This is a genomic window from Pseudomonas sp. WT-JTC (genome assembly GCF_056711565.1).
Genome location: NZ_CM160042.1, coordinates 3,507,511 through 3,532,873 on the forward strand (window position 1 = coordinate 3,507,511; position 25,363 = coordinate 3,532,873).

Here is a 25,363-nt window from a genome sequence, read left to right on the forward strand (position 1 = left end):
CGACTACTATGAACAATGCACCTCACTCCAGCGTCATCGTGACCGGCACTTCTTCGGGCATGGGCCAGGCCGTCGCGCAACGCTTTCAAGATGAAGGCTGGCACGTTGTCGCCGTCGATGTAACGCCGAGCCAGCAAGCCCCGAGCGCCCTTTTCTCGCCGGTCGTCGGCGACATTACCCGCGAAGAAGCGCTGACCGGCGCCATCGACGCGGCCCTCGACGGCAAGGCGCCGCTGCGGGCGGTCGTCAACGCGGCGGGGATCTTCCCCACCTCGTGCCTGGAAAGTTACAGCGAGTCGTTGTACCGGAAAATTTTCGACATCAACGTACTAGGCTCATTAAATATCGCCCGCATCGGCACGCGTCACCTGAAAGCGGCCGGCGGTGGTGCCATCGTGTTTTTCGCCTCGGTCGATGCGTTCACCGTCTCCAAAAACCAGCTGCTGTACAGCGCCTCAAAAGCAGCGGTGGTGGCAATGACACGCTCCCTGGCCATCGAACTCGCCGACCACAACATTGTGGTGAACGCTCTCGCACCTGGCTGGGTCGACACTGAAGGGACCCGAGCCGGCGGGCGCATCGAAGCCGCCATCGAGTCCATCCCCTTGAAACGCGCGGCGCGCGTTGAAGAAATCGCAGATTGGGTCTGGCAACTGAGTGCCAAACCTTCCTACATCACTGGCGAATCGCTGTGCATCGCCGGCGGTGTGTTCATGCGCTGACCTGAGCGCAGGCCCCACGCGCCAGACGTGGGCCTGCTCCTCCTATTGACTGCTGCCTCACTAACAAATACTACAGAGGGCAATATCATGGGCGAATTACACGCTACCGCGATTCCTGAGTTTTCCAGCAATGATGCGCCAGTCGAGCAATCGCGCAAACGTCTGTCAAAAGCCGTCATCGGCGTGACACTTGGCAACATGGTCGAATGGTTCGACTTTGCGCTGTACTCCTCGTTGGCAGGCATCATCGGCAAAACGTTTTTCCACTCTGAAAATCACGCCACTCAACTGATGGCGATCTACGCGACTTTCGCCGCCGGCTTTCTGATCCGTCCGCTGGGTAGCGTGATCTTTGGCCCAATCGGCGACAAATACGGGCGTCGTACCGCGTTGTCCCTCAGTATTTCGCTGATGGCCATCGCGACCTTCACCATCGCCTTGATTCCCGGCTATACCAGCATCGGGATATTCGCGCCCATTCTCCTGGTACTGATGAGACTGCTACAGGGTCTTTCTACCGGCGGCGAATACGGCGGTTCCTGCACCTTCATCGCTGAGCACAGTCCGGACAAGCGCCGCGGCTATTTCACCAGCTGGCTGGAGTTCGGCAACATCTCAGGTTTCCTGATCGGCGGTGCCGTGGTCAGCCTGTTTACCCTCGCGCTGGGTGAACAAGCCATGAGCGAATGGGGCTGGCGTGTACCTTTCGCCATCGGTGGTGTGCTCGGCCTGATTGCGCTGTACCTGCGACTGGGCCTGGAAGAAACCCCGGTGTTCAAGGAAATCCAGAAGAACGAAGCGCTGCAAAAGTCGACCTCAGGCGAGAAAACCAGTCTCTTCAGCCTGATGGTCAGCGAGTGGCCACAGATGCTCAAGTGCATGGGGCTGGTGACCGTGTTCAACGTCACCTACTACATCGTGCTTGGCTACATCCCCGGCTACCTGGAAAACGTGCTCGGCTACAGCAACAGCTTCAGCCTGTCCCTGGGGCTGGCGGCCACCCTGTTCATGCTCGTACTGATCCCCGTTTCCGGCCATATGGCTGATCGTTTCGGCCGTAACCGCATGATCATCTGTGGCTGCGTGCTGTTGATCGTGATGGCGTTCCCCTGCTTCATGCTGCTGCATACCGGACAGGTCGGTTTCCTGTTCGCAGCCTTGCTGACGCTAACCCTGTCGCAACTGTTTTTTGAAGGTGCGATGCCCGCGACCCTGACTTCACTGTTCGGTGCTCGAGTGCGCTACAGCGCTCTGGCCATCAGCTACAACATTGCTGTCTCGCTCTTCGGCGGCACCGCCCCGCTGATCAACACCTGGCTAATCTCCACCACCGGCAATCAGATGATTCCCGCCTGGTACCTGATCGCCGGTGCAGTGGTCGGCCTGATTTCGATCCTGTTCGTCAAGGATTCCACCGGTAAACCCCTCCCAAAATGAGACACGACATGACCAGCAAAACAGCATCGCGGCAAAACATTTCTTCGGGCGGCCAGTATGAATCGGTGTTCGGTTATTCCCGTGCGGTACGCGTGGGCAACCATCTGCACATTTCCGGCACCTGCGCATCGCCCGACTACGAACACAGCAATGCCTATGAACAGGCCCAGGCCATTCTCGGCACGGTCAAAAAAGTCCTGGCCGAAGCCGAGATGAGTGTTGAAGACGTAGTGCGCACAGTGGTGTACCTGCGCGACATCAACGATGCCGCGATTGTGGCCAAGGCCCACAGCGAAGTGTTCGACGGCATCCGCCCGGCCAGCAGCCTGATCCAGGTGGACTCGATGTTGCGACCTTGGCAGAAAGTTGAAATCGAAACCTACGCCATCGTCGCTGACTGAAAGTTCGCGATTCACCACAGAGGCCGCGACCCTGTCGCGGCCTTTTTTTGACCCGCAAAAAGGCTGACCCCATCATGATCAAAGCTGCCGAGTTAGTTGTGAAGTGTCTGGAAAACGAAGGTGTGGAGTACGTGTTCGGTATTCCCGGTGAAGAAAACCTGGACCTGCTGGACTCACTTTCGCGCTCATCAATCAAGCTGGTCCTGACCCGTCATGAGCAACCTGCGGGTTTCATGGCCGCAACTTATGGCCGCCTCACCGGCAAGACCGGTGTGTGCCTGTCCACCCTCGGTCCTGGCGCAACCAACCTGGTAACTGCCAGTGCCTACGCCTATCTGGGTGGCATGCCGATGATGATGATCACCGGCCAGAAACCGATCAAGAAATCCAAGCAAGGTCGTTTCCAGATTCTCGACGTGTGCGCCATGATGGCGCCGCTCACCAAGTACACCCACCAACTGGCCTCGGCAGATAACATTCCTTCGCGCATCCGCGAAGCTATTCGCCTGGCCGAAGAAGAGAAACCGGGCTCGGTGCACCTGGAGCTTCCCGAGGACATTGCCGCCGAGTACACCGAGAGCACGCCCATAGCCCCAAGCCTGAACCGTCGCCCGGTAGCCGAACACAAGGCCATCAGCGCCGCCGTCGCCAAGCTCGAAGCTGCGCGCAGCCCGGTGCTGGTGATTGGTGCCGGCGCCAACCGCAAAATGACCGCGCGGGTCTTGCGTCAACTGATCGAAAAAACCGGCATCCCATTCATCACCACCCAGATGGGCAAGGGTGTTGTGGATGAGCGCCATCCGCGCTTCCTCGGCAACGCGGCGCTGTCGGCGGGTGATTTCGTGCATCGCGCGCTGGAATCCGCCGACCTGATCGTCAACATCGGCCACGACGTGATCGAGAAGCCGCCCTTCTTCATGGTCCGTGGCGGGACCGAAGTGTTGCACATCAGCTTCCGTTCCGCCGAGGTCGACCCAGTGTACTTCCCGCAGATCGAAGTGGTGGGCGACATCGCCAACGCCGTCTGGCAAATCAAGGAAAGCATCGAAGTGCAGCCCACCTGGGACTTCGAACGCCTGCTGACCATCCGCGAAGCCAATGAGGCCCATGTCGCAGAAGGCAGCGACGACGCACGCTTCCCGGTGTATCCGCAACGCCTGGTGGCGGACCTGCGCGCAGTACTACCATCCGATGGCATCGTCGCCCTGGACAACGGCATCTACAAAATCTGGTTCGCCCGCAACTACAAGGCCTATATGCCGAATACGGTACTGCTGGATAACGCCCTGGCGACCATGGGTGCGGGTCTGCCTTCAGCCATGGCCGCACGCCTGGTATACCCCGACACGCCAATCGTGGCAGTTTGCGGCGACGGCGGGTTCATGATGAACAGCCAGGAAATCGAAACCGCCGTAAGACTGAACATGAACCTGGTCGTCATCATCCTGCGCGACGACGCCTACGGCATGATCCGCTGGAAGCAGCAACAGATGGGCTTCATTGACTTCGGTCTGGACTACGGCAACCCCGACTTCGTGCGCTACGCCCAGAGCTACGGCGCCCACGGCCACCGGGTAGAAAGCGCAGCGAGTTTCGCCCCGCTGGTCACCCAGTGTCTGCAATCCCCAGGTGTTCACGTGATCGACTGCCCCGTGGATTACTCGGACAACGAACAGATTTTGCTGCATGACATCAAAACCCTGAGCGCCAGCGTCTGACACAAGATCGCAGCTTCGTTACGCTCGACAGCCACTACAGAAAGTAAATCCCTGGAGGAGCTGTCGAGTGAAACGAGGCTGCGATCTTGTTTTCTAATCGCCTATAGGCAAAAGACCCAACGCCTTACGCGCCTGGGCAATGGACGCCGGTGCAATGCCGGCAAACAGGTTTGCACCGCTTTTTACCAACCCGGTGCACCGGGCAATACCCACCATGGCCTCCAGGTATTTAAGCGCCACCGTCGACGAATCCACTACCGGAACTTCCGTGCCCTGCACCTGCCGATAACCGGCACGGCGCAACAGCGGCCCATAATAAGCGCAGCCCACCAAAATGACGTCCGCACCCTCGGCGATGCATTGATGCGCCACTGCTTCCAGCCTCGGAATAAAGCGTTCAGCCGGCGAATGTGTAGCCTCAAGCAGCAATTGGGCATCCGAAAATGGCTGGATCGAGCGCACCGGCCGGCGGATGCAACGCTCGGTCAGACCATAGCCGATGATATCCCGCTCGATGGTCACGGCGGTTTTCTCCGACACGGTGATTACCGCAAATCGCTGTCCCATGGTGAGCGCAGCCAGCATCGACTGCTCGCCGACCGATGCCACCGGGATATCGAGCATTTCCCTGGCTTCCCACAGTGGATCGTTCCAGCAACCGAGGAACACCCCGTCATAACCGTCGGATTGAGCCTTGATTGCTGCCTCCACCATCAATACAGAGTTCAGATGCTCGGCGTACAGCGAACGGGTAAAACCACCGCTGTTGTCGAGGAAGCGAAAATCAAGCTCCGTACCTCGCGCCAGCGTGCTGCAGACTGTGTCGTGGATGGCGTTCCACAAAGGTTCAAGAGCCGAATTGCGGCCCGTGGGATGAATCCAGCAAAGCTTCATGAAGTGGCATTCCTGTCGGACAGAAGGACCAGCGAATTAAGTCGCCGGTTGGAAGGGGCACGATACTGGGTGCATCGAATACGGAGTGCCGTGGAGCATTGTTGCGCTCTTCACGCGAGGGGATGAACAGGACGTTTCCAGTACGCTGTATAGGCGATGCCTATATCTGAAAGTGTCGGTTTTCACCGACCATTTTCGGTCGCTTGCGTTTGTTTTAGACAGACAGAAGTCGGCTATTTGTCGCCTGTAGCCACCGTCCGCTTCGGGTCGACTGCGGCCCCTAGCCAGAGGCAGAAATCGGCCAGAAGCGATCATCCCTGACCGCTAGCAGCCACCCTTATGATTACACGGTACGGGTTGCTGGCCTGACGCCTGTGTATGGAGTGCCGAAAACAAAAAAACAAACCAAAACGGCTCATTGTCCACAGTGACTTCCAACTGCATTAATCAAAAAAGAGAGGGCTACTTGACCCGCCTCAAACTTTTAGCGTCAGACCTGACTGTTTCAATGCCGACCATCTCCCGGGCAACGAGATCCTCGTAGCGCTCTCTCTGACGCACAACTTGATAGTGCTCGCCCGTGACCACCACTTCAGCTGGACGAACTTTCGAGTTGTATTGGCTGGCCATGCTCATTGCGTAGGCACCCGCCGAAAAAATGGCCAGGGTGTCATGCTCCGAAAGCGTCGGCAGTGGACGCGACAGCGCTAGAAAGTCCCCTGTTTCACAAATCGGCCCAACCACATCCACCGACGACAATGACGTCTCTGGCCGGACCTGCGAAGGATTGGTCGCATGCGTCCAGTGCCCGTTGAAATGGTCGTATCGAATCGGCCACGTGGCGTGGTGGGCACCGTACAGCGTGGGTCTGAGCAAGATGTTCATGCCGGCATCGACAATGACGATCTGACGGTCCCAACCGTCCTTGATGTATTCGACGCCGGTCAACAGCACGCCGGCATTGGCGCTGATAGAGCGGCCAGGTTCGATCACGAACCGCAGGCCTCGCGCCTTGAGCCCCAGCAATCGGTGACAGATGACGCTGCCCATTTCCTGCAATGAAATGCTATCGGAATGGGAACTTTCGTATATGGCTGGAAAGCCACCACCGATATTGATCGTTTCGACGCTGCCGCCCGCCTGTTCCACCTCATCCAGCAGCTTCTCGATGACATCAATGCAAGCCAGATAGGATGCGCTGTCATGGATAGGCGAGCCAATGTGTGCATGGATTCCGACAACGTCGACGTTGCCGTACAAACCCGCCGCGTAAAGCCGCGCCGACCGTGTCACCGGAATGCCGAATTTGGTCTGACGTCCTCCCGTGGAGGTTTTTTGCGGGGTATCGCGGTCAGCAACGTCGGGGTTGATCCGGATAGAAACCCTTGCCCTGCAACTGCACTGGCCGGCAATGGTATCGATCCTTGCCAGTTCACCTTCGGACTCGACATTGAACTGGTAGACCCCCGCCTCCAGTGCATATCTGATTTCGTCTGCAGACTTGCCTACACCGGCAAACACAATGGAGTCGGGACGAGCACCGGCCAACAGGGCCCGATATATTTCGCCGCCACTGACGACATCCAGACCCGCGCCTTGCTCCACCAGAAATTTCAGGATGCTCAAGTTGCTGCAGCTTTTGACCGAGAAACAAATCAGCGGATCAATCATAAAAAAAGCGTCACGCATGTTTTGCAAATGCAACGCCAAGGTACTCAATGAATAGACAAACAACGGTGTACCCAACTTTTCAGCCAGGCTTTCCAGGTCCACCCCTTCAGCATGCAGAACACCTTGTTTGTAGCTAAACCCATCCATTCGAACCTCTCTGAAACACGACAGTTAAATAGTCATTGCATGTTTTTTTAATGTCATTCATACGCCGAGGCGTCACCGAATCAATTCAACCTGCCGCCCTTGTGCAAGTAAGCGATGACGCCGCCGGCAATGCCCCACATGCCATAACCCACTTCACTGACTTTCCAGCCCAGCCGGCCAAACGTTCTGTAATTCATCGTGTTATCCATAACCACCAATAATCCAGGGCACTTGCTTAAATACTGAACTTGCTTGCTGGCTATTATCTGCAACGTACAGTCAGATTAAAAATATCAATTTATTCATTATCGATTCATATCTGATATGGTTAAACCCTCCCCATCACCGAGGCAAGGATCGCCATGGCAACGCTGAATTTCAGGCATATCGAGATATTCTGGGCCGTCATGACGACCGGTAGCGCGACAGCCGCCGCAGCCCTGCTGCGCACCTCCCAGCCGACAATCAGCCGAGAACTGGGCAGGCTTGAGTCGGTGACCCAGTTGACGTTGTTCAAACGCGCCAATGCCAAACTGATCCCGTCCGAACAAGCGCTGATGCTCTTCGACGAAGTCAAAAGGGCTTATTTTGGCCTTGAGCGGATAGCCAAAGCGGCTGACGCCATTCGCCAGTACAAGCACGGGCAAATCACCATCGTTTGCCTGCCTGCTTTCTCCCAGGCTGTGGCGCCCACTGTCTGCAAACATTTCCTCGATCAGTATCCCGGCGTGGGAGTCAGCATCACTCCCCAGGACTCTCCCCTGCTCAACGAGTGGCTTTCTTCACAGCGCTTTGATCTGGGGCTTATCGAGGACACCATGGCCCCCCGTGGCACAGACCTGGAGACCATCTTCACGTCGGACATTGTCTGCATCTTGCCCACCGGCCACCGACTGTGTAAAAAAGCCGTCCTGTTCCCCGAGGACTTTGAAGGCGAACACTTTATTTCTCTGGCGACCAACGACCCCTATCGCAACAAGATCGACAGTTTTTTCGACAGCCTCGGAATCAACAGACAGTTGGTGGTTGAAACGCACAGCGCAGCGGCGGTCTGCGCGACAGTGGCCCTAGGGGTCGGCATTGCAATCATCAACCCGCTCACAGCACTGGCCTACGCCAAACTTGGGCTGACAATTCGCGGGCTGTCACTTTCCATTCCGTACACCGTCAGTGTTGTTCGCCCGCAGCATCGCCCCTATTCGCCGCTGGTCGACAACTTCATCAGCTCATTGAGGCATTGCTGCCAGGTGCTGACCAGTCAACTCCAATCAATCACTGACAGCGAAAACAGACCGCACCCAGACCAGTGACAGCTCACCCGGTCTTATCGAAGCGAGCTCTGGAGAAAGCCGGGGCAATGTGCTGCAGCGACTCGCCAAGAACCGCCCAGGACAGCCACTCCCCCAAGATAAACGACTCATCCGGGCTCATGGTGTAGACGCATTTTTTAGCGGCATGGAGATGGGGTCCAGGGACGGAAAATGCGCTGCCACGCACTCGGCAATTTCCTCCCTTGCCGAGCGGCCGACGGGCTCCAGTTGGGTCCCCATATACGGTCATTCCAGTACTGTTTGCACGAAACCTTGGAATTGGCCAACACGCCCTCATAACATTGGCTATACCCAACATCTCCGAGAGGAAGGACAGACCATGACCAGACAAACCGAAACTGCCATTCTCGCCGGCGGCTGCTTCTGGGGCATGCAGGATCTGCTACGGCGCTATCCCGGTGTGCTGCACACGCGGGTCGGTTATACCGGCGGCGATGTGCCGAATGCCACCTATCGCAACCATGGCAATCACGCTGAAGCCATCGAGCTCGTCTTCGACCCTGGCGTGATCAGCTACCGGCAGATTCTTGAGTTCTTCTTCCAGATACACGACCCCAGCACGCCCAACCGTCAGGGCAATGATCTTGGCCCCAGCTATCGTTCAGCGATCTACTACCTCAGCGAACAGCAACGCGACGTCGCCGAAGACACCGCTGCCGATGTCGATGCTTCACGCCTGTGGCCAGGCCGGGTAGTCACCGAAATCGAACCGGCGGGGCCTTTTTGGGAAGCGGAACCGGAGCACCAGGACTACCTCGAACGCATACCGAATGGCTACACATGCCACTTCATCCGCCCGAACTGGAAGCTTCCCAAGCGCACCTGAGAGTCGCGCTTGTGAGATGCAGAGGTGCCCGCCCCGAACCTTTCGAAGTGGTCATGGTGCTGCCGGGCCCGTCGCTATTCGACGAGGCACTGCAGGACGTCTTCGGGGTAAACGCCGCACACGCTTATTGCGTGAAACGAAGCTGAGCGTGGTCACTGTCGCCAATGAAGTCGGCTACTCCAGCCCCAGTCACTTCGCCCCTGTATTTCGCAAGCACATCGGTCTTTCCACAAGCGACTACCGGCGCCAGCGTCAGGGCTCTGCTGGCCGCAGATAGGGCTCGATAAAGCCGCAGCCCAGGATCTCGTTCAGGCGTTGCGCATCGTTCATTCGGCGAAACAGTCCAATAGTCTTCCAAGGCGCGTGACCATCGACATTGGGCGCTCCCAATCCGGCCAACAGGTCGGCGATCAGTATTGATCGGGTCTCGAAAGAGATGCGTGTCAGCCCGGTGCTATTGCCGACGCCGGCATGGGCATGAGCCCCGGAAAAGGCGATCAGACTCCCCGGAGCGATATCGACGGCAATCCCCTCCTGCGGGTCGATCGCTTCCAGCAGGTGCGGAATGGCTGCGTCGGCATCCACGGTATTGCGGCCGTCTCGATGGGATCGCTGCAAAATGGCGCGCATATCGAAATCTGCGCTCGAATTACCCAGCGGTCGCTGCCAGAGGCCTGGATACAAGACGACGGTACGCCCTGCCGCGATGGGATAGATGGGCGCCCACCAGTTGGTTTGCGCATAGATATTCGACCCCCAGGTATCGCGGTGAAACGCGATGGTGGCCGTCGTGCGGGCACGCGGCGTCGACAGCCCTGGCTCGCAATGCGGCTGAAAACGCAAATGCAGGCGATCGCACGCCAGGGTATCGGGGGCGATGCCAAGGCTTTGCACGACGTCCTGCCAGCGCTGCTGGACCTCAGCCGAGCCTGCGAAGTCGCTCTGAATTTTCGCAAAGCGCTCAGTCTGCTCAGGGTGGCTCAAATGGAGATGGATCTGTTGCGGCGGCCAGGGATGCAGCGCGTCTTCGAGGAACGCACGTGTATATTCCACCAGCGCCGTCATGGGCTGCAGGTCAGTGAAGCGAATGATCTCGCCAGCATAGATCCGGTCATGCAATTGGCGAGCGGTGCTCGGTGTGGCAAGCGAGCTGTACATGACTGGAAGTCCCCTGAAGGTGCGCCCCTGACTTTAGATCCACGCCGATTGTGGCGAAAGTGGCAGGTGGGGCGAAAAAGCACGGATCAGGCCCTGGGGACGTGAGCAACAGGCGACCTTCAAGCCATGAATGGGGCGTTTATGGCAGTTCCTGGCAGGCAGTTAACGGCCAAGAGCAGTAGGTCGCAGATGTCCACTAAATCAGGGACGACTCAATCATTAATGCCCGGAGGTGGCTCAGGCAAATCGAGAGTCACTTGGTCTGATTCGACGGATAAAGACCGGCAAGCCGCGCTATCACGACACCCACATAAAAGACGCCTGAAAACTCTTCGACCATCACAAGTGAGCGGGCGTGGTTGGTCAACGGGAGAACATCACCGTAACCGGTGGTCGTGAGCGTCGTGAGGCTGAAATAGATCAGTTTGAAGAAGGTGCCGGGCTGTCCGAAGTCGAGGTGGGCAGGGCCGAATGAGCCAGCGCTGGATATCTCGACCAGGGCATAGACGAAGGACCAGACGAAGGCCAGCATGATGTACCCCGCAAGTGCGCCATGCAGCTTGTCGGCGGTAATCGGTCCGCGTTTGAGAATATAGCGAAGCACCCCGCTAAACGAGACGGCAAGAGACGCCGCATAAGATATCCCGGCAAGAAAAAGAATCGCGACACTCTCAGCCCACAACGCCGCCCATTGAAGGCCAACCCCAAGCAACGCCAGGCCCAGTTTGAGGATGAACCCCCGCTGAGTCTGCCTGGTGGCAAAAGCGCCCACGAGCAGCACGGTTGAAAACAGAATGCCAAGCGATGTGCGGGCAAATAGACCTTCCTCAAGAAAGGGAAACAGGAGGATCAATCCTAACAAGAGCAGCAATAGATAGGTGCAGGGCCCTCGTCCTATTACCATCTGACCTAAATCCTCGTCGGATTCGGCTTTATCTTGCGGATTTGTCATACCGGTTTCCCATAGACAGAAACAACGCTCGAGACCTGACGCTGCAGTTTTGAAATCTGGCCTGGCTTTAGAATTGTCGGCAGTGGAATTCTAGTCGCGAATGCAGGTGAGAGGATTCAGCCCGACAGCCATGGGGCGATTTCTACCCTTCACGACAGGCAGAAATCGACCAGGAGCCCTCCCCTAAGCGGCCCGCTGTCGCTTGGGACTCTTCAAAATGATGCCGTAATAAAGGCACATCTCGCTAATAGCCAACATAGACACGTACTCGCCGCAAAAATCCCTCCTGACAAGCACGATAATTAGCCAGCTAATTGTTAACGAAAATCTGAACTATTCATTTGAGTTTTCAGATTCTTTCGTCGTGCGGCCTGTGCCTAACATCGGCTCCACAGCGAACCAGTCTCGGTATCGCTCAGTGGGATCAGATGACGCAGAGACCCGGATCCGAAGTCCCCTGCTGCCGCTGACCATTGATCGCCAAGCCGTCTGGTGCCGTCGAAGTGCTTTTGCACCAGGCCCTGGGATTTTTGAGGATCACCGATGAAGCTGGAAATCTTTCGCACGCTGTGGGGTTACACCGCCAGCAAGGCTCAGGCGCTCGATGAGTTGCTGCGGGCGGGCTTTGATGGCATGGAAGCACGCCTGCCACTGGACGCCGGTGAACGGGCTGAGTTTGGCGCGTTTCTCCAGGCCAATCGCCTGGGCTATATCAGCACCGTCTTCACCGCGTACGACGTACTGCCCGACCAGTCGGCAACGCCTGCAGTGCACCTCTATGACCTGGACCGCAAGCTCGCCCTGGCCGCCGAACTCGGTCCACGCTTCGTCAACGTACTGGCGGGCAACGACCGCTGGTCCTTGCCACAACAAGTGGATTTTTTTGGCCAGGCACTGGATCTGGCGCGCAAGCACGGCCAGGTCTGCAGTTTCGAAACCCACCGCTCGCGTTCGCTGTTCAACCCCTGGGTAACCCTGGAGTTGATCCGGCAACTGCCCGATCTGTTGTTCACCAGTGACATCAGCCATTGGGTGGTGACCTGCGAGCGTCTGTTGAACGACCCGGCCGATGACCTGAGCGCTTTCGTCGAGCGGGTTCACCATATCCAGGCGCGGGTCGGTTACGACCAGGGCCCGCAGGTTCCGCACCCGGCGGCCCCCGAATATGCAAAAGAACTGGCGTTCCATCAGCAGCACTGGGAAAGCATCTGGCGCTCGCAGCAAGCCCGTGGTTACCAGGTCAGCACCCTGACCCCGGAATTCGGCGCCGACGGCTACCTGCATCATTTGCCCTTCACCAATGTCCCGGTCGCCGACCTGTGGTCATTGAACGTGTGGATGGGCCAGACCGAGCGCGAACACTTCGAGCGTTTCCACCACAAAAGCCATCCTTAGGGAGCCGATGCGTCATGCCTGACAATAAAAACAACAGCGCCAGCACTGACACACACAAAGCCAACTTCAATAGCATCCCGGTGGTCGACATCGCCGGTCTGTTCAGCGTTGAACTGGAACACCGCCTGGCCGTGGCCGAACAATTGGGGCGTGCCGCCAGCGAAGTCGGGTTCCTCTATATCACCCATCACGGCATCGACCCGCAACTGATCGCCAACCTGCGCAAGGCGGCCAAGGACTTTTTCGACCAGCCCTTCGACACCAAGATGCGGCACTACATCGGCACCTCGCAAACCCACAAGGGCTTTGTACCCGAAGGCGAAGAGGTCTATTCCAAAGGCAAGCCGGACCACAAGGAAGCCTTCGACGTCGGCTTCGAAGTCCCGGCCGATGACCCGCTGGTGCTGGCCAATACGCCATTGCTGGGGCCCAACGACTGGCCGCAGCTGGCAGGTTTCAAGGCATCGGTGCAGGCCTACTATGAAGCGATCTTCGCCCTGGGCCGGCGCCTGTTCGGCGGCTTCGCCCTGACCCTGGGCCTGGACGAAAACTATTTCGACAGCCTGGTCAGCCGTCCGCCGTCCAAGCTCCGGCTGATCCACTACCCCTACGACGGTGCGGCCCATGACGCACCGGGTCTGGGCGCCCATACTGATTACGAGTGTTTCACCATCCTCCTGGCCGACAAACCTGGCCTTGAGGTGATGAACAACCTTGGTCAATGGATCGATGCACCACCGATCGCCGATGCCTTTGTGGTCAACATCGGCGACATGCTGGAAGTGATGACGGCAGGCGCATTCGTTGCCACTGCGCACCGGGTGCGCAGCGTGAAGGAGGAGCGTTATTCCTTCCCGCTGTTTTATGCCTGCGACTATCACACCCAGATCAAACCACTGCCCGGGTTCGCCCAGGCCGGCAACGACTACGAAGAAATCACGATCGGCGAACACATGTATGGCCAGGCGCTGCAGACCTATCAGTATCTGCGCCAGAGGGTGGCCAACGGGGAAGTTCAACTGCCAGGCAAGGCACGCAAGCCCGCCAGTTTCGGACATTTGAAAAATCAGGCTCAACTGTCCTGATTGAAGTTTTCAGTTAAATCCTTATCTACGCCGGAGTCAGTAAATAATGAAAAACAATAAAAAAAACCTGTTGAGCTTGGCTGTATTGGCAACCGGCATGCTCGCTGCCTCGGCAAGCATGGCCGCGGCGGACACGTTCAAGGTCGGCATGGAAATCACTTACCCTCCTTTCGAATCCTATGACAAGGACAAGAACGTGGTGGGTTCGGACCCCGAATTGGCAACGGCACTGGCCAAACACATGAACGGCAAGGTGGAGTTCGTCGACACCAAGTTCCCGAGCCTGATCCTGGGCCTGAACTCCGGCAAGTACGACGCGGTCATTTCCGGCATGTACATCACGCCGGAGCGCCAGACTCAAGCCCAGACCATCGCCTATGCCAACACCGGTGCTGCGGTCATGGTGCCTCAGGGCAGCGAGATCAATGCGAAAAAGCCTGAGGACCTGTGCGGCTTGAAACTGGGCCTGGAACAGGGCACTACCTGGGTCAAGGAGTTCCGCAAGCTGTCCGACGACTACTGCGTGCCGAACAACAAAGGCGCCATCACCGTCAGCGAGTACCCCTCTGCGCCCGAAGTGACCCAGGCCCTGTTGTCCAAAAACATCCAGGCCCAGGTTGAAATCGCCGGTGCCGCAAAAATGATCGCGGAAAAAACCAATGGCCGGGTCGTGATCACCACCGAGCACCCGATCTATCAGCAAACCCTGGGCATCTTCGTCAAGAAAGGCAACGACGAAACCTTCCAGGCTTTGCAAAAAGCCTTCGAAGAGACGAAAAAGAGCGGTGAATACGCCGCTATCCTTAAGAAATATGGCCTGGAAGAGCCGGCTGCCCAATAAGAACCTGTCCTTGTAGTCTGGTCATCTGCCGTCCCTGCACGGGGGCGGCAGATCGAGGTGCCCTATGCAATTCGATTGGTCGTACTTTCTCTCCCTGTTCTCCTTGCCAGACTTCTGGAAAGCCTGCGTCACGGTGATCCAGCTCAGTGCCCTGGCCTGGTTCATCGGCATGCTGCTGGGTTTTCTCCTGGCCACGGCCAAGCTGTCCCAATCGCCCTTGCTGCGCATGCCGGCAGCTGCCTATATCTGGTTTTTCCGCAGCATCCCGTTGCTGGTGCTGGTGGTGTTCGTCTACAACCTGCCGCAACTGTTTCCCGGCAGTGGACCGATCCTGTCCAACCCCTTCTACTCCGGCTTGCTGGCCCTGGTGGTCACCGAGGCGGCGTACATGGCGGAAATCCATCGTGGCGGTCTGATTTCCGTGGCCAAGGGCCAAAAGGAAGCCGGACGCGCGCTGGGTGTCGGCCTGTTCGGCATGCAACGCCTGATCGTGATCCCCCAGGCTTTCCGTATTTCGCTGCCCACGCTGATCAATGAATACATCACTGTGGTCAAGCTGACATCGCTGGTCTCGGTCATCTCCCTGACCGAAATCCTCACGGTCGGCCAACGCCTCTATGCCACCAACTTCCTGGTCATGGAGACCCTGGCGGCGGTAGGCGTCTACTACGTATTGATCGTCACCGTGTTCGGCTATTTCCTGCAGCGCCTGGAGCGCTACCTGGACCTGAACTTCCGCAAGCCGCACACACTCGACGCGGCCACCATTGCCAAATTCAAGGCCTGCGCCGAAGCGTTGCCCGACACTGCGCGCAAAGCCGCCGGCAACAACGCGACGCCCATCCTGCAACTGAAGAACATCCAGAAAAGCTATGGCACGCACAAGGTGCTGCTGGGTATCGACCTGAATGTCGACTACGGCCAGGTGGTCTCGATCATCGGGCCATCCGGTTCCGGCAAGACTTCGCTGATCCGCACGGTCAACGGTTTGGAAAGCATCGATACCGGCAACATTCTGTTGTTCGGCGAAAAATTCATCGAAGCATCGGACAAACCCAACAGCTCCCGCCTGCGCAAAGGCGTGCGGCACATCGGCATGGTGTTCCAGAACTTCAACCTGTTCCCGCACCGCACCATTCTCGACAACGTCACGCTGGCACCGCGTTACCACGGCCAACCGGGCGAGTTGAGTGAACATCGTGCGTATGCGCTGCTGGACAAGGTCGGCCTGCTGGCCCATGCCCACAAGTACCCGCACCAGCTCTCCGGCGGGCAGCAACAGCGTGTGGCGATCGCTCGGGCCCTGGCGATGGAGCCGCAGATCATGCTGTTCGACGAGCCGACCTCAGCCCTCGACCCGGAACTGGTCAACGACGTGCTCAACGTGATCCGCGACCTGGCGAAGGAAGGCATGACCATGCTGATCGTGACCCACGAAATGGACTTTGCCATGTCGATCTCCGACCGGGTGATTTTCATGGAGAACGGCAATATTCAACTCGATGCCGCTCCTGAAACCATACGATGCGATGCCAAGGGCGAGCGAGTACGGCGCTTCATGGGAATCGCTGCCCGATCGCCAAACCTGTCTGCTACGGTGGACCATGCATGAACAGGCAATCACTTTCCTTGAACTACCTACTTTCAGGAAAACCCGCATGAATCTTGGAATAGCAGGACGCTGGGCGCTGGTCTGCGCCGCCAGCAAAGGCCTGGGCAAAGCCTGCGCACAGGCACTCGTGCGCGAAGGCGTGAACGTGGTGATCACCGCACGGGGCGAACACACGCTGAATGAAACGGCCCGTGAGCTCAGAGCGATAAATCCTCAAGTGACGGTCATCGCCGTGGCCGGAGACATTTCGACGCCCGAGGGTCGGGCGGCAGCGCTCGAGGCCCATGAGCATTTCGATATTTTGGTCAACAACGCCGGAGGTCCTCCCCCCGGAGATTTCCGCGAATGGAATCGCGACACCTGGCTCAAGGCGCTGGATGCCAACATGCTGACCCCTATCGAATTGATCAAGGCAACGGTAGACGGTATGGCGGCACGCGGATTTGGCCGGATCATCAACATCACGTCGAGTGCCGTGAAGTCCCCCATCGAAAGCCTGGGTCTGTCCAATGGCGCGCGCAGTGGCCTGACGGGGTTCATCGCAGGGCTCGCCCGACAGGACAACATTGCCAGTCGCAATGTGACGATCAACAACCTGCAACCGGGCTCATTCGATACCGATCGACTGCGTGACAACCTGGTCGCTGCCGCCGAAGAGTCGGGGCAAGACAGTAAGGCATTCCTTGACGAATGCCGTGCCGAAATCCCAGCCAAACGCTTTGGCTCCCCCGAGGAGTTCGGTGCGCTTTGCGCCTTCGTTTGCAGCAGCCATGCAGGCTACCTGACCGGGCAGAACCTGTTGATCGATGGAGGCGCCGTTCGCTCCAGTCAATAATGACGACAGGCATAAATTGTAGGAGCGAGCTTGCTAGCGATGGTCGTCAACGATGCCGCGTGTTTCCTGACTAAACGCAGCGCTCTTGAGTCCATCGCGAGCAAGCTCGCTCCTACAACGTCTCTTATCCCGAATATCCCGCACAATCGCACCCTGTATTGGGGGGTATTCCCCATTATCGGGGGCCTTCACCCAGCTTCTGATACGCCCGCTCAAAGCCCGCAAGCAAGAGGGGCGTGGCGTAGAGCCATTAGTCACCGCCTGTCACTTTCGGCGGGAAATATGCATCGTTCCCATCCCGGCTCGAAATAAAAAGTTTCGCCTGCCCGGCCAGGAGCAGTGGCTCGTTGCCCATGTATTGCCACGCGCTCCGCGGAACCCGTCAGAGGTGTTTGCGATGAAACTGGATACCGGAAGGTTGAATCCTAGTCCATTGTCCAAAACCAGGCTGGCGATGAGTATCTCTGCTGCCGCGATCATGCTGGGGTTGGGCTTGTCCCAGGCCCCGGCAGCCCCCCTCGACAACACCGATCCACCGCCTCCTACCGACCCATCGGCGTTCACCAATCCGCCTGCCGACGCCGATGCCGCATTACGGGATTTGCTCAAGCTGCCTCCGGCAAACGTCGGCGCTTTCGACTTGCCCAATGGAGTGGTCGGTAACCGCCAGACGCCCTTGGTCGACAATGTGCTGCCACCCAATCTGCAACCCAGCTTCAATATCCCCACCAACGGTAATGCCAGCCCGTTGTTCGGGGTTCAACCGTTCACACAGAAGCTTGAACTGTTCGAGGAATTCGGCTCGAACAAACTGGATGCGGCCGACCCGCCATCACCCGTTCCGTTTCCGGTTCCGACGGTGGGCCCAGCACCGGCGCAAGATCCATTGAACGTGGCGCGTAGCGGCCCGTCGCCGGATGCGCTGGATGCCTTTCTCAGGCAGCCGGCATTGACGCCCTTCCCGACAGAGTTCTCCAATGTACTGGACCGCAACCCCTGGAAGGCACAGATCGAGCTTTTCCTCAATCGCCGAGTCGATTCGCCCGCAGAAGGCCGGCCACCGGGAAAAGGCTGGTCGCACCAGCGTTTCAATGAGTTTTTCCCGCGCGACGCCTTCAAGACTGTGCAAGCAGGCGCGCACGTCAACAGTGGCTTGCGAGATCGCATGCAACGGCATAACTACGCCGTGGGGGAATTTGCGCCAGGCGGGCTCTATCACAACACCAACGGCACCCCGGCCAACGAGGGCACCACCAAGGGCATTCAAGTGCAGTTTCACGAAAACCTTCCTGTCCAGGACCATAATGCGTTGTGGACATTCGACGGCACCTTTCCGCCCAAACTGCTTCTAGTACGCTATGGCCAGGCGATGCTGATGCGTCATTACGATGCCCTGCCGATTGACCCATCGGCCAACCGGGGCTTTGGCCTGCACACCCTCACCACCCATGAACACAACGGCCACACCCCGGCGGAAAGCGACGGCTTTGCCAACGCGTTCTTCTTCCCGGGCCAGTACTACGACTATCGCTGGCCGATCCAGTTGGCCGGTTACGACACCATCAATACCACGGCCGAGGACCCACGGGCAGCGTTCCCCTGCGACCCCGGTGAAATCCTTTTCGTCAACGACGCCACCCCAGGTTTCAAGACCTGCGACCACGGCACCATCAAGATCCGTGGCGACTGGCGCGAAACCATGAGCACCCACTGGTTCCACGACCACATGCTCGATTTCACCGCGCAGAATGTCTACAAGGGCAACGCGACGATGATGAATTACTACAGCGCCCTGGACCGTGGCAACGAGTCGGTCGACGACGGGGTCAACCTGCGCTTGCCCAGCGGTTCGGCGCTGGGCTGGGGTAACCGCGACTATGACGTCAACCTGACGATTGCCGACAAGGCCTGGGACCAGACCGGCCAATTGTGGTTCAACCCCTTCAACACCGACGGTTTTCTCGGTGACCAGGTATTGACCAACTGGGAGTTCAAGCCCTTCCTGGACGTACGTGCCCGCCGCTACCGTTTCCGCATTCTCAACGGATCGGTTTCTCGTTACTTCAAGCTGGCGGTGGTGCGTCAGGTCAATGGTAATGGTGGCGAGTTTTCTGGCCCGAACAACTCCGGGGTTTCCTATAACCGGGTGCCGTTCCACATGATTGCCAACGACGGCAATATCATGGAGCACGCGGTGCCGTTCGATGGCAGCCTGGACCTCGATGGCGACGGCGACACACAGAACCACAATGCCATTCTGCCAATACAGGGCATTGCCGAGCGTTTTGACATCGTCATCGACTTCGCGGCAAACGGCATCAAGGCGGGCGACAGGATTTTCTTCGTCAACATCGAGGAGCATGAAAACGGCAGGCGCCCTAAACGCGACATTCCATTGGCGGATGTACTCTCCGAGAAGTACCTGCCCGTGGTCAGGCAAACCAGCCACGGGCCACAGTGGGTCAACGGTGACCCGGGCGTGGGCCTGTTCCTGCAACTCAACGTCCAGCCTTACAGCGGCCAGGATGTCAGCATGAATCCGGTCGACTTCGAGCCCGCCAAGCCTGGCAAGCCCGAAGGCAAGTTCATGATCCCCCTGCCCTTGCACCGTGATGACCCTGCCGATATCGCCCGGCTTGCCCAGGCGCGGCACCGCACCTTTATCTTTGGCCGCTCCAACGGCACGGATTTTGCGCCTTGGACGATCAAGACCGATGGCGGCCGAGGCTTCAACATGGACCCACGCCGGATTTCCGCCGCGCCACAACTGGCCACTGGCCCGACACCGGCCGGGTTCAAGGGTGAAGGCACGCTGGAAGTCTGGAAGATCCAGAACGGCGGCAATGGCTGGAGTCACCCGGTGCATGTGCACTTCGAGGAAGGGATCATTCTCACCCGCGGTGGCAGACCACCACCAGAATGGGAAAAAGGCGCGCGCAAAGATATGTACGATATAGGCCGCCATCCAGAGAGCCGAGACAATGTCGAAATGGCCATACACATCCGTGAGTTTGCCGGTACCTACATGGAGCACTGCCACAACACCCAGCATGAGGACACCTCGATGCTGCTGCGTTGGGACTCCGAGCACCCGGGCCAGTTCCAGTTGATGCCCACACCGCTGCCCAGCTGGGACGGCGTGAAATTCGTGGACTCGGTTGCGTTACCGACATTCCGTACGGGAGATGGCGTCGGGCCACAGGTCAGGGTCAACAATAACAACCAAGGAGATAACAGCGGCAGTGGTAACAGCGGCAGCGGCAGCGGCAGTAGTGGCAGCAGCGGAGGCAAAGGCTAGTGTCGTCTATCAAACACAAAAATCCGCCTGCATGACCGTTTCAACCCAAAGCCGCCTGACATCACAGTCGGCTTTGGGTCGCTGGTCGGACACTGGCTGCCTGGCTTTTTCAGGGTGTCCACCGGCACCGGACCTTCTCATGCTGACTGTCTGCGCCAGGTGCCGGGGGATGTGCCGAACTGGCGTTTGAATGCGCGACTGAACGCGGCTTCGGATTCGTAGCCAACTGCAAAACCGACTTGCGCCACATTGCCGCGACCTTCGCGCAGGTGTTGAGCGGCCACATGCATACGCCAGAGCGTCAGGTATTGCATCGGTGGCTGTCCGACCAGCGCCGTGAATCGCTCCGCGAAAACCGAGCGCGACATGCCCACCTCAAGCGCCAGGGCTTCCGCAGTCCAGCCTTCGGTCGGACGAGCATGGAGTAGCGCCAGCGCACGCCCGATATGCGGATCCCGCAAACCTGCCAGCCATCCGCGCCGCTCGGCGGGCAGGCTGGCGACATACTGGCCGATGGCTTCGACGAATAGCAGCTCGGACAGCTTGGCGATGACCGTTGTCGAACCGACGCGCCCCGCCGCGATTTCACTGACAGCAAAACGGAACGAGCTTTCGATCCAGGCGCCCGAAGCCGTCGCGCGTACGTCCAGTTTCAACAAGGATGGCAATGACGAAAGCAACGGGCTGAAAGGCGTTTCAGAGCCGAGGAATCCGCACAACAACTGTGTGGCCTCGCCGCCCCCGCCGTACTTGATCCGCGAAATCCCACCGACTTCCGGTGGCTGAATGACTTCTCTGGCCGGCATGGGCGCAACGCTCAGGTCGCTGCCAAAAGAGTGAGCGTCATTGCGAGGCAGCAGAACCAGTTCGCCTGCCCCCACGTCGACGGTGGTATCACCGTCGATGCGTATTTGCATGTGCCCCGCCGCGACAAAATGCGACGCAATGATATGCCGGGGTACCGCCAGGAACGGTTTGCAATCATCCGCCGAGAGTCTTCCGTTGATGCACCAGGGCGCAGTGAGCTCCGCCTCGAGGAACACCCCCCCAGACAGCCGAATCACCCGCAAAACATCAGAAAGCGCGTCCAGCAATTGCCAGCCCTCCTTTCCGGAGTCCGGAGCATGTAATCAGGCGCACCGGTCATTTGCCGCCTGAACCGCGAGCCCTAGATTAGCACCAGCGCGGACTCAGAGATCGAGACTGTTCCCAGAGGCTTCACCCAAGATCATTGGCTCCGGCGTCAACCGTAATTGCCCCACTCCAATTCAACCGGGGCAACAGGAGATCCACATGAACACCGTAGCTACCCTACCCGGCTCAGAGTCAGGCAACGCTGCCCGTTATGCGCGGATTGTCAGATCATCGGAAAAAAACCAATGGCAGATCGATCGCGATTTGCTACAGGACCGGCGTTTCGACTTCTCGCGCAAATTCCTGCCCGACGGACTGTCGCAGATCGATCGCCTGACTTTTCTCACCGCGGCCGAGGCACGCCTGCTCAGTCAGATTCAGGGCCGAACCTATGCGTATATCTTTGGCCTGGTGGAGCGCTTTATCAGTGCCAAAATGCTCGATCAGGGTCGGGCCCATGTATTTGACAATCAACTCGCACTCGAAGCGCTGGTGCGCTTTTCCAACGACGAGATCAAGCACCAGGCGTTGTTCCGGCGCATGGAGACGATGATCGGTTCGCAATTGCCCGCGGGCTATCGTCAAGTTGCCGATCCAAACGATGTAGCGCACGTGGTACTGGCGGCCAGCACCTGGTCGGTGCTGGCGCTGACCTGTCATATCGAGCTGTTCGTTCAGGCGCACTACGTACAGAGCATCGCACCACGCGAAGAGTTGTGCCCGCTGTTCAAGGATGTCTTCAAATTTCACTGGATGGATGAAAGCCGGCACGTCGTACTCGATGAACTGGAGTGGCAGGCGGAGCACGCGAAACTCTCGCCGGCCGAGCGCGACTCGGCGGTGAATGACCTGATTGCGCTGGTGGCGGCCGTCGACGCAATCCTGCTGGCACAGTCGGCATCCGATGCCGACTACTTCATGGGTAGTGTTTCACGATCGTTCAGTGCCGAGGAGACCGCGCAAATCAAGGTCGGTGTGCTGGGCGCCTACCGCTGGCAATACATTGTCTCGGGCGTGCAGCATCCACACTTTGGCCGGTTGCTGACGCACATGACAACGCCTGCACAGATGTCCAGGATTCAGACCGCACTGGCACCCATCATGCGCAATTGAACGACAGCGCGCGACCGACTGTTCGTTGGTCGCGCGACTGTGGGATGACTTGCCGATAATGATCTATCGAGGATGGCGGCCATGACCATACCGATGTGGATGTTGCTTGGGTTTGCGACCTGGACTTTGCTGCTGTTGATGGCAACCGTCGGCGTTTATCGCTGGGTCGCCATCCTGTTCTCGAGTGCTCCGATCGCCTCTTTCCGCAGCGATCAGCTCGAAGGCGCGGACTGGTACCAGCGCGGGACCAGGGCACACGCCAACTGTGTGGAAAACCTGCCTGTCTTTGCCGTCATCGTGTTCGTGATTTCCGCCCTTGATATCAACGGCCCGGCAGTGAACTACTTGTCCACGCTCATCCTGATCGCTCGCGTGTGCCAGTCGCTGGTTCACGTATCCCATGTGCAAACCAATGCGTTCGTCGCAGTCCGGTTTACCTTCTTTTGCGTTCAACTGGTCTGTTTTCTTGCGCTCATGGTTATCGCTGCGTATTACGGCGCATGAATACGAAAACGGCCATAAGTAGCCGGTGGTCGTTGCTTTCAGATTATCGCCGGCGTTTGGCTAAGCTTAATAAATCAGGGCGAACTGAAACCTGAGTGATTGCGGCCATCAACGGATCGGTAGTCCCAAAGGAGACGACCATGTATGCGGTTATACGAACCTACCTGGGTACTGGAGCAAAGGAGCTTTTCAATCTTTTGGAAGAACGCAATGTCGACATCGAAGCTACCTTGCGGACAGTGCCTGGTCTGGTCAGCTACACACTGTTGAATACGGGAGATGGTGGTACGTCGGTGACTGTTTGCGAGGACAAGGCCGGCAGTGATGCGAGCTCGAAAGTCGCGCGCGAGTGGATTCAGAAAAACACCTCGAATATCCGGGCGAACCCGCCGATCGTAACTGAAGGTCCGGTCATTGTGCAGATCAACTAGCGTGCCCTTGCGGTTGATCTCGCGACACTACCGGTGTCGCAAGTTGCCGACCGGCCCGCAGGCTGGCGAGTGCTATACTTCGCTCAGATTGCATGAAGTGTGAAACGTTTCCCCCAGTACAGATACCGACTACAAAATCCTGGTTAACGGCTGCCGGACAAAGGAGGTCTACAGCAAACTCTAGATCGGAGGTGTGGCATGAATCGACACTATTACATCAGTGACAATCTCAACGAACTTGAAACCGTTGAAAATGAATTGGAAGCCAGCGGCATCAATTCCGAACAGATTCATGTGTTCAGTGAGAAAGTTGCTGATGTTGAACAACATCACCTCCACGAGATCAGCTCGTTAATGGAACAGGATGCTGTTCACTCCGGTGAGATTGGTGCGGTGGTCGGTGTGCCACTCGCGGCGCTGGTCCTGCTTGGCGCCTATTGGATGGGCTGGACCGAGTCCGCCGCAGGCTGGATGCCCTTTATCTTCCTTGCCATTGTTGTTTTGGGCTTCTGCATCTGGGAAGGCGGCTTTTTCGGGTTCCAGGTGCCGAACACTCACTTTCGCAATTTCAGCCAGGTGGTAAAGGAAGGCAAACATATCTTCTTCGTGGATGTTGAACCGAACCAGGAGTCGATACTGGACCAGGTCATCGGACATCATCCAAAACTGAAGATCGCCGGCACGGGAGCGGCAGCCCCTCACTGGACAGTAGCCTGGCAGCACAAGTGGCATCAGTTCAAGCGAGTGATTTCGGGTTAGCTCCTGGAGACTCAAGGCCATCCGAAGGCGGCTTATTGACCGAAGAAAATGACCCGGCTGAGGAAAACATAATCCGCCTCAGTGGCCATCAGTCCGACGAGCACCAGTAAACACAAAGGTGGGACCAATATCGCGTAGACCATGGCCAACCGCTCCCAGGCCATGTGCATGAAGATGGAGACAATCAAACCCGCCTTCAACAACATGAACGTGATAATCAGGAACCACCGAAGGTAGCCATGGAAGTGGAAATAGTCGACAAGGTACGACATCGTACTGAGGACGAATAACAGCCCCCAGATCTTGAGGTACAGACTGATTGGATGTTGCTGACCCTGAGCATGTGCCATCACCCGTGCTCCTCTACCACAAATAGAAGAAAGCAAAAATAAACACCCACACCAAATCCACGAAGTGCCAGTAAAGCCCCGCTATCTCGACGTTCTGATAATTTCCGGAGCGCTCATAATCTCCGCGCAATACTTTGCGCGCCACAATGCTGAGGTAGAGCGCGCCGATTGACACGTGCAGTCCGTGAAATCCGGTGATCATGAAAAAGCTGGCGCCAAATTGCGCCGCCCCCATGGGGTTCCCCCAGGGGCGCACCCCTTCTGCGATGAGCTTGCTCCATTCAAATGCCTGCATGCTGACGAAGGTCACGCCCAAGGCCGCGGTCGCCAGCATCAGGGCCGTGGTTTTCGCGCGATCACGGCGATAGGCGAAGTTGACTGCCATGGCCATGGTGCCGCTGCTACTGATCAGCACAAAGGTCATGATGGCAATCAGAATAAGTGGAATTTCCGTGCCGCCGATGGTCAAGGCGAACACTTCACTGGGGTTCGGCCAGGCGGTGGTGATGGTCATGCGTACCGACATGTAGCCGGTCAGAAAACAGGTGAATATAAACGTGTCGCTGAGCAGGAATATCCACATCATCGCCTTGCCCCAGTGGACCTGCTTGAAGGCGTCTTTATCCGAGGACCAGTCGCTGGCGATGCCCTCCCATCCCGATGCAGGTGGCGAGCCTGGCGGATTGGATGAACTGGTCTCGACTTGGGCTTGGGCTTGGGCTTGGGCTTGCAGGTGCGATGCCATGGCT

Annotated in this window: 24 protein-coding genes; 17 read left to right on the forward strand and 7 right to left on the reverse strand. The window is 57.9% G+C overall.

The window, feature by feature from the left end; translation table 11 throughout:
- The first annotated feature begins 8 nt into the window (after positions 1–8).
- The 4 genes from AC06G5_RS16025 (at position 9) to AC06G5_RS16040 (ending at position 4,278) form a co-directional block, all read left to right on the forward strand.
- On the forward strand, positions 9–722 hold the full coding sequence (locus tag AC06G5_RS16025) for an SDR family NAD(P)-dependent oxidoreductase (RefSeq protein WP_413704719.1): 714 nt from the start codon (positions 9–11) through the stop codon (positions 720–722).
- Between the two features lie 87 nt (positions 723–809).
- Positions 810–2,159: an MFS transporter gene (locus AC06G5_RS16030; RefSeq protein ID WP_413704718.1), complete on the forward strand. Its 1,350-nt coding sequence runs from the start codon at positions 810–812 to the stop codon at positions 2,157–2,159.
- Between the two features lie 8 nt (positions 2,160–2,167).
- Positions 2,168–2,560, forward strand: coding sequence for a Rid family hydrolase (locus AC06G5_RS16035; protein WP_008062571.1), 393 nt, complete (start codon positions 2,168–2,170; stop codon positions 2,558–2,560).
- Positions 2,561–2,634: 74 nt separating this feature from the next.
- A complete protein-coding gene (locus AC06G5_RS16040; protein WP_480457489.1) occupies positions 2,635–4,278 on the forward strand; it encodes an acetolactate synthase large subunit in 1,644 nt (547 codons plus the stop codon).
- Positions 4,279–4,371: 93 nt separating this feature from the next.
- Here AC06G5_RS16040 and AC06G5_RS16045 read toward each other — a convergent pair whose 3' ends face one another.
- Entirely contained in the window at positions 4,372–5,172 is an 801-nt protein-coding gene (locus tag AC06G5_RS16045; protein WP_480457491.1) for an aspartate/glutamate racemase family protein, read from the reverse strand.
- Between the two features lie 462 nt (positions 5,173–5,634).
- On the reverse strand, positions 5,635–6,990 hold the full coding sequence (lysA, locus tag AC06G5_RS16050; protein WP_413704715.1) for a diaminopimelate decarboxylase: 1,356 nt from the start codon (positions 6,988–6,990) through the stop codon (positions 5,635–5,637).
- Between the two features lie 362 nt (positions 6,991–7,352).
- Between lysA and AC06G5_RS16055 the strand changes: the two genes are divergently transcribed.
- From AC06G5_RS16055 to AC06G5_RS16065, 3 genes are all read left to right on the forward strand, one after another.
- Complete coding sequence (locus tag AC06G5_RS16055; RefSeq protein ID WP_413704714.1) at positions 7,353–8,300, forward strand: LysR family transcriptional regulator; 948 nt, start codon at positions 7,353–7,355, stop codon at positions 8,298–8,300.
- A 340-nt stretch (positions 8,301–8,640) separates the two neighbouring features.
- Complete coding sequence (gene msrA, locus AC06G5_RS16060) at positions 8,641–9,147, forward strand: peptide-methionine (S)-S-oxide reductase MsrA (protein ID WP_413704713.1); 507 nt, start codon at positions 8,641–8,643, stop codon at positions 9,145–9,147.
- A 16-nt stretch (positions 9,148–9,163) separates the two neighbouring features.
- Positions 9,164–9,424: a helix-turn-helix domain-containing protein gene (locus tag AC06G5_RS16065; RefSeq protein WP_480457494.1), complete on the forward strand. Its 261-nt coding sequence runs from the start codon at positions 9,164–9,166 to the stop codon at positions 9,422–9,424.
- Here AC06G5_RS16065 and AC06G5_RS16070 read toward each other — a convergent pair.
- Together AC06G5_RS16070 and AC06G5_RS16075 are read right to left on the reverse strand one after the other, a co-directional pair.
- A complete protein-coding gene (locus tag AC06G5_RS16070) occupies positions 9,400–10,305 on the reverse strand; it encodes a hypothetical protein (RefSeq protein ID WP_480457496.1) in 906 nt (301 codons plus the stop codon). The genes AC06G5_RS16065 and AC06G5_RS16070 overlap by 25 nt on opposite strands.
- Positions 10,306–10,558: 253 nt before the next feature.
- On the reverse strand, positions 10,559–11,257 hold the full coding sequence (locus tag AC06G5_RS16075; RefSeq protein ID WP_413704710.1) for an ion channel: 699 nt from the start codon (positions 11,255–11,257) through the stop codon (positions 10,559–10,561).
- A 543-nt stretch (positions 11,258–11,800) separates the two neighbouring features.
- On the opposite strand from AC06G5_RS16075, the gene AC06G5_RS16080 reads away from it, so the two are divergent.
- The 6 genes from AC06G5_RS16080 (at position 11,801) to AC06G5_RS16105 (ending at position 20,323) form a co-directional block, all read left to right on the forward strand.
- Complete coding sequence (locus AC06G5_RS16080) at positions 11,801–12,652, forward strand: sugar phosphate isomerase/epimerase family protein (RefSeq protein WP_480457499.1); 852 nt, start codon at positions 11,801–11,803, stop codon at positions 12,650–12,652.
- A gap of 14 nt (positions 12,653–12,666) precedes the next feature.
- Positions 12,667–13,737, forward strand: coding sequence for an isopenicillin N synthase family dioxygenase (locus AC06G5_RS16085; RefSeq protein ID WP_413426945.1), 1,071 nt, complete (start codon positions 12,667–12,669; stop codon positions 13,735–13,737).
- Between the two features lie 46 nt (positions 13,738–13,783).
- Entirely contained in the window at positions 13,784–14,578 is a 795-nt protein-coding gene (locus tag AC06G5_RS16090) for an ABC transporter substrate-binding protein (protein ID WP_413426947.1), read from the forward strand.
- 64 nt (positions 14,579–14,642) lie between these two features.
- Positions 14,643–16,190: an amino acid ABC transporter permease/ATP-binding protein gene (locus AC06G5_RS16095; protein ID WP_480457503.1), complete on the forward strand. Its 1,548-nt coding sequence runs from the start codon at positions 14,643–14,645 to the stop codon at positions 16,188–16,190.
- Positions 16,191–16,236: 46 nt separating this feature from the next.
- Positions 16,237–17,025, forward strand: a complete 789-nt coding sequence (locus tag AC06G5_RS16100) for an SDR family oxidoreductase (RefSeq protein ID WP_480457505.1) — start codon at positions 16,237–16,239, stop codon at positions 17,023–17,025.
- 397 nt (positions 17,026–17,422) lie between these two features.
- Positions 17,423–20,323 (forward strand): multicopper oxidase domain-containing protein, encoded by a 2,901-nt coding sequence (locus AC06G5_RS16105; RefSeq protein WP_480457507.1) that lies wholly within the window; start codon positions 17,423–17,425, stop codon positions 20,321–20,323.
- A gap of 137 nt (positions 20,324–20,460) precedes the next feature.
- On the opposite strand, the gene AC06G5_RS16110 is transcribed toward AC06G5_RS16105, so the two are convergent.
- Positions 20,461–21,417: an AraC family transcriptional regulator gene (locus AC06G5_RS16110; RefSeq protein WP_413426955.1), complete on the reverse strand. Its 957-nt coding sequence runs from the start codon at positions 21,415–21,417 to the stop codon at positions 20,461–20,463.
- Between the two features lie 199 nt (positions 21,418–21,616).
- Here AC06G5_RS16110 and AC06G5_RS16115 point away from each other — a divergent pair, with 199 nt between their 5' ends.
- From AC06G5_RS16115 to AC06G5_RS16130, 4 genes are all read left to right on the forward strand, one after another.
- Complete coding sequence (locus AC06G5_RS16115) at positions 21,617–22,570, forward strand: diiron oxygenase (RefSeq protein ID WP_413426957.1); 954 nt, start codon at positions 21,617–21,619, stop codon at positions 22,568–22,570.
- Between the two features lie 81 nt (positions 22,571–22,651).
- Positions 22,652–23,074: an MAPEG family protein gene (locus AC06G5_RS16120; RefSeq protein WP_413426959.1), complete on the forward strand. Its 423-nt coding sequence runs from the start codon at positions 22,652–22,654 to the stop codon at positions 23,072–23,074.
- Between the two features lie 140 nt (positions 23,075–23,214).
- A complete protein-coding gene (locus AC06G5_RS16125; protein ID WP_413426961.1) occupies positions 23,215–23,505 on the forward strand; it encodes a hypothetical protein in 291 nt (96 codons plus the stop codon).
- Positions 23,506–23,703: 198 nt separating this feature from the next.
- Positions 23,704–24,264 (forward strand): magnesium transporter, encoded by a 561-nt coding sequence (locus AC06G5_RS16130; protein WP_413426963.1) that lies wholly within the window; start codon positions 23,704–23,706, stop codon positions 24,262–24,264.
- Positions 24,265–24,296: 32 nt separating this feature from the next.
- On the opposite strand, the gene AC06G5_RS16135 is transcribed toward AC06G5_RS16130, so the two are convergent.
- Positions 24,297–24,614 carry a cytochrome C oxidase subunit IV family protein gene (locus AC06G5_RS16135; RefSeq protein WP_008017298.1) on the reverse strand — a complete coding sequence of 106 codons (318 nt, stop codon included), beginning with the start codon at positions 24,612–24,614 and terminating at the stop codon, positions 24,297–24,299.
- Positions 24,615–24,627: 13 nt separating this feature from the next.
- A complete protein-coding gene (locus AC06G5_RS16140; protein ID WP_480457511.1) occupies positions 24,628–25,359 on the reverse strand; it encodes a heme-copper oxidase subunit III family protein in 732 nt (243 codons plus the stop codon).
- Between the last annotated feature and the right edge of the window lie 4 nt (positions 25,360–25,363).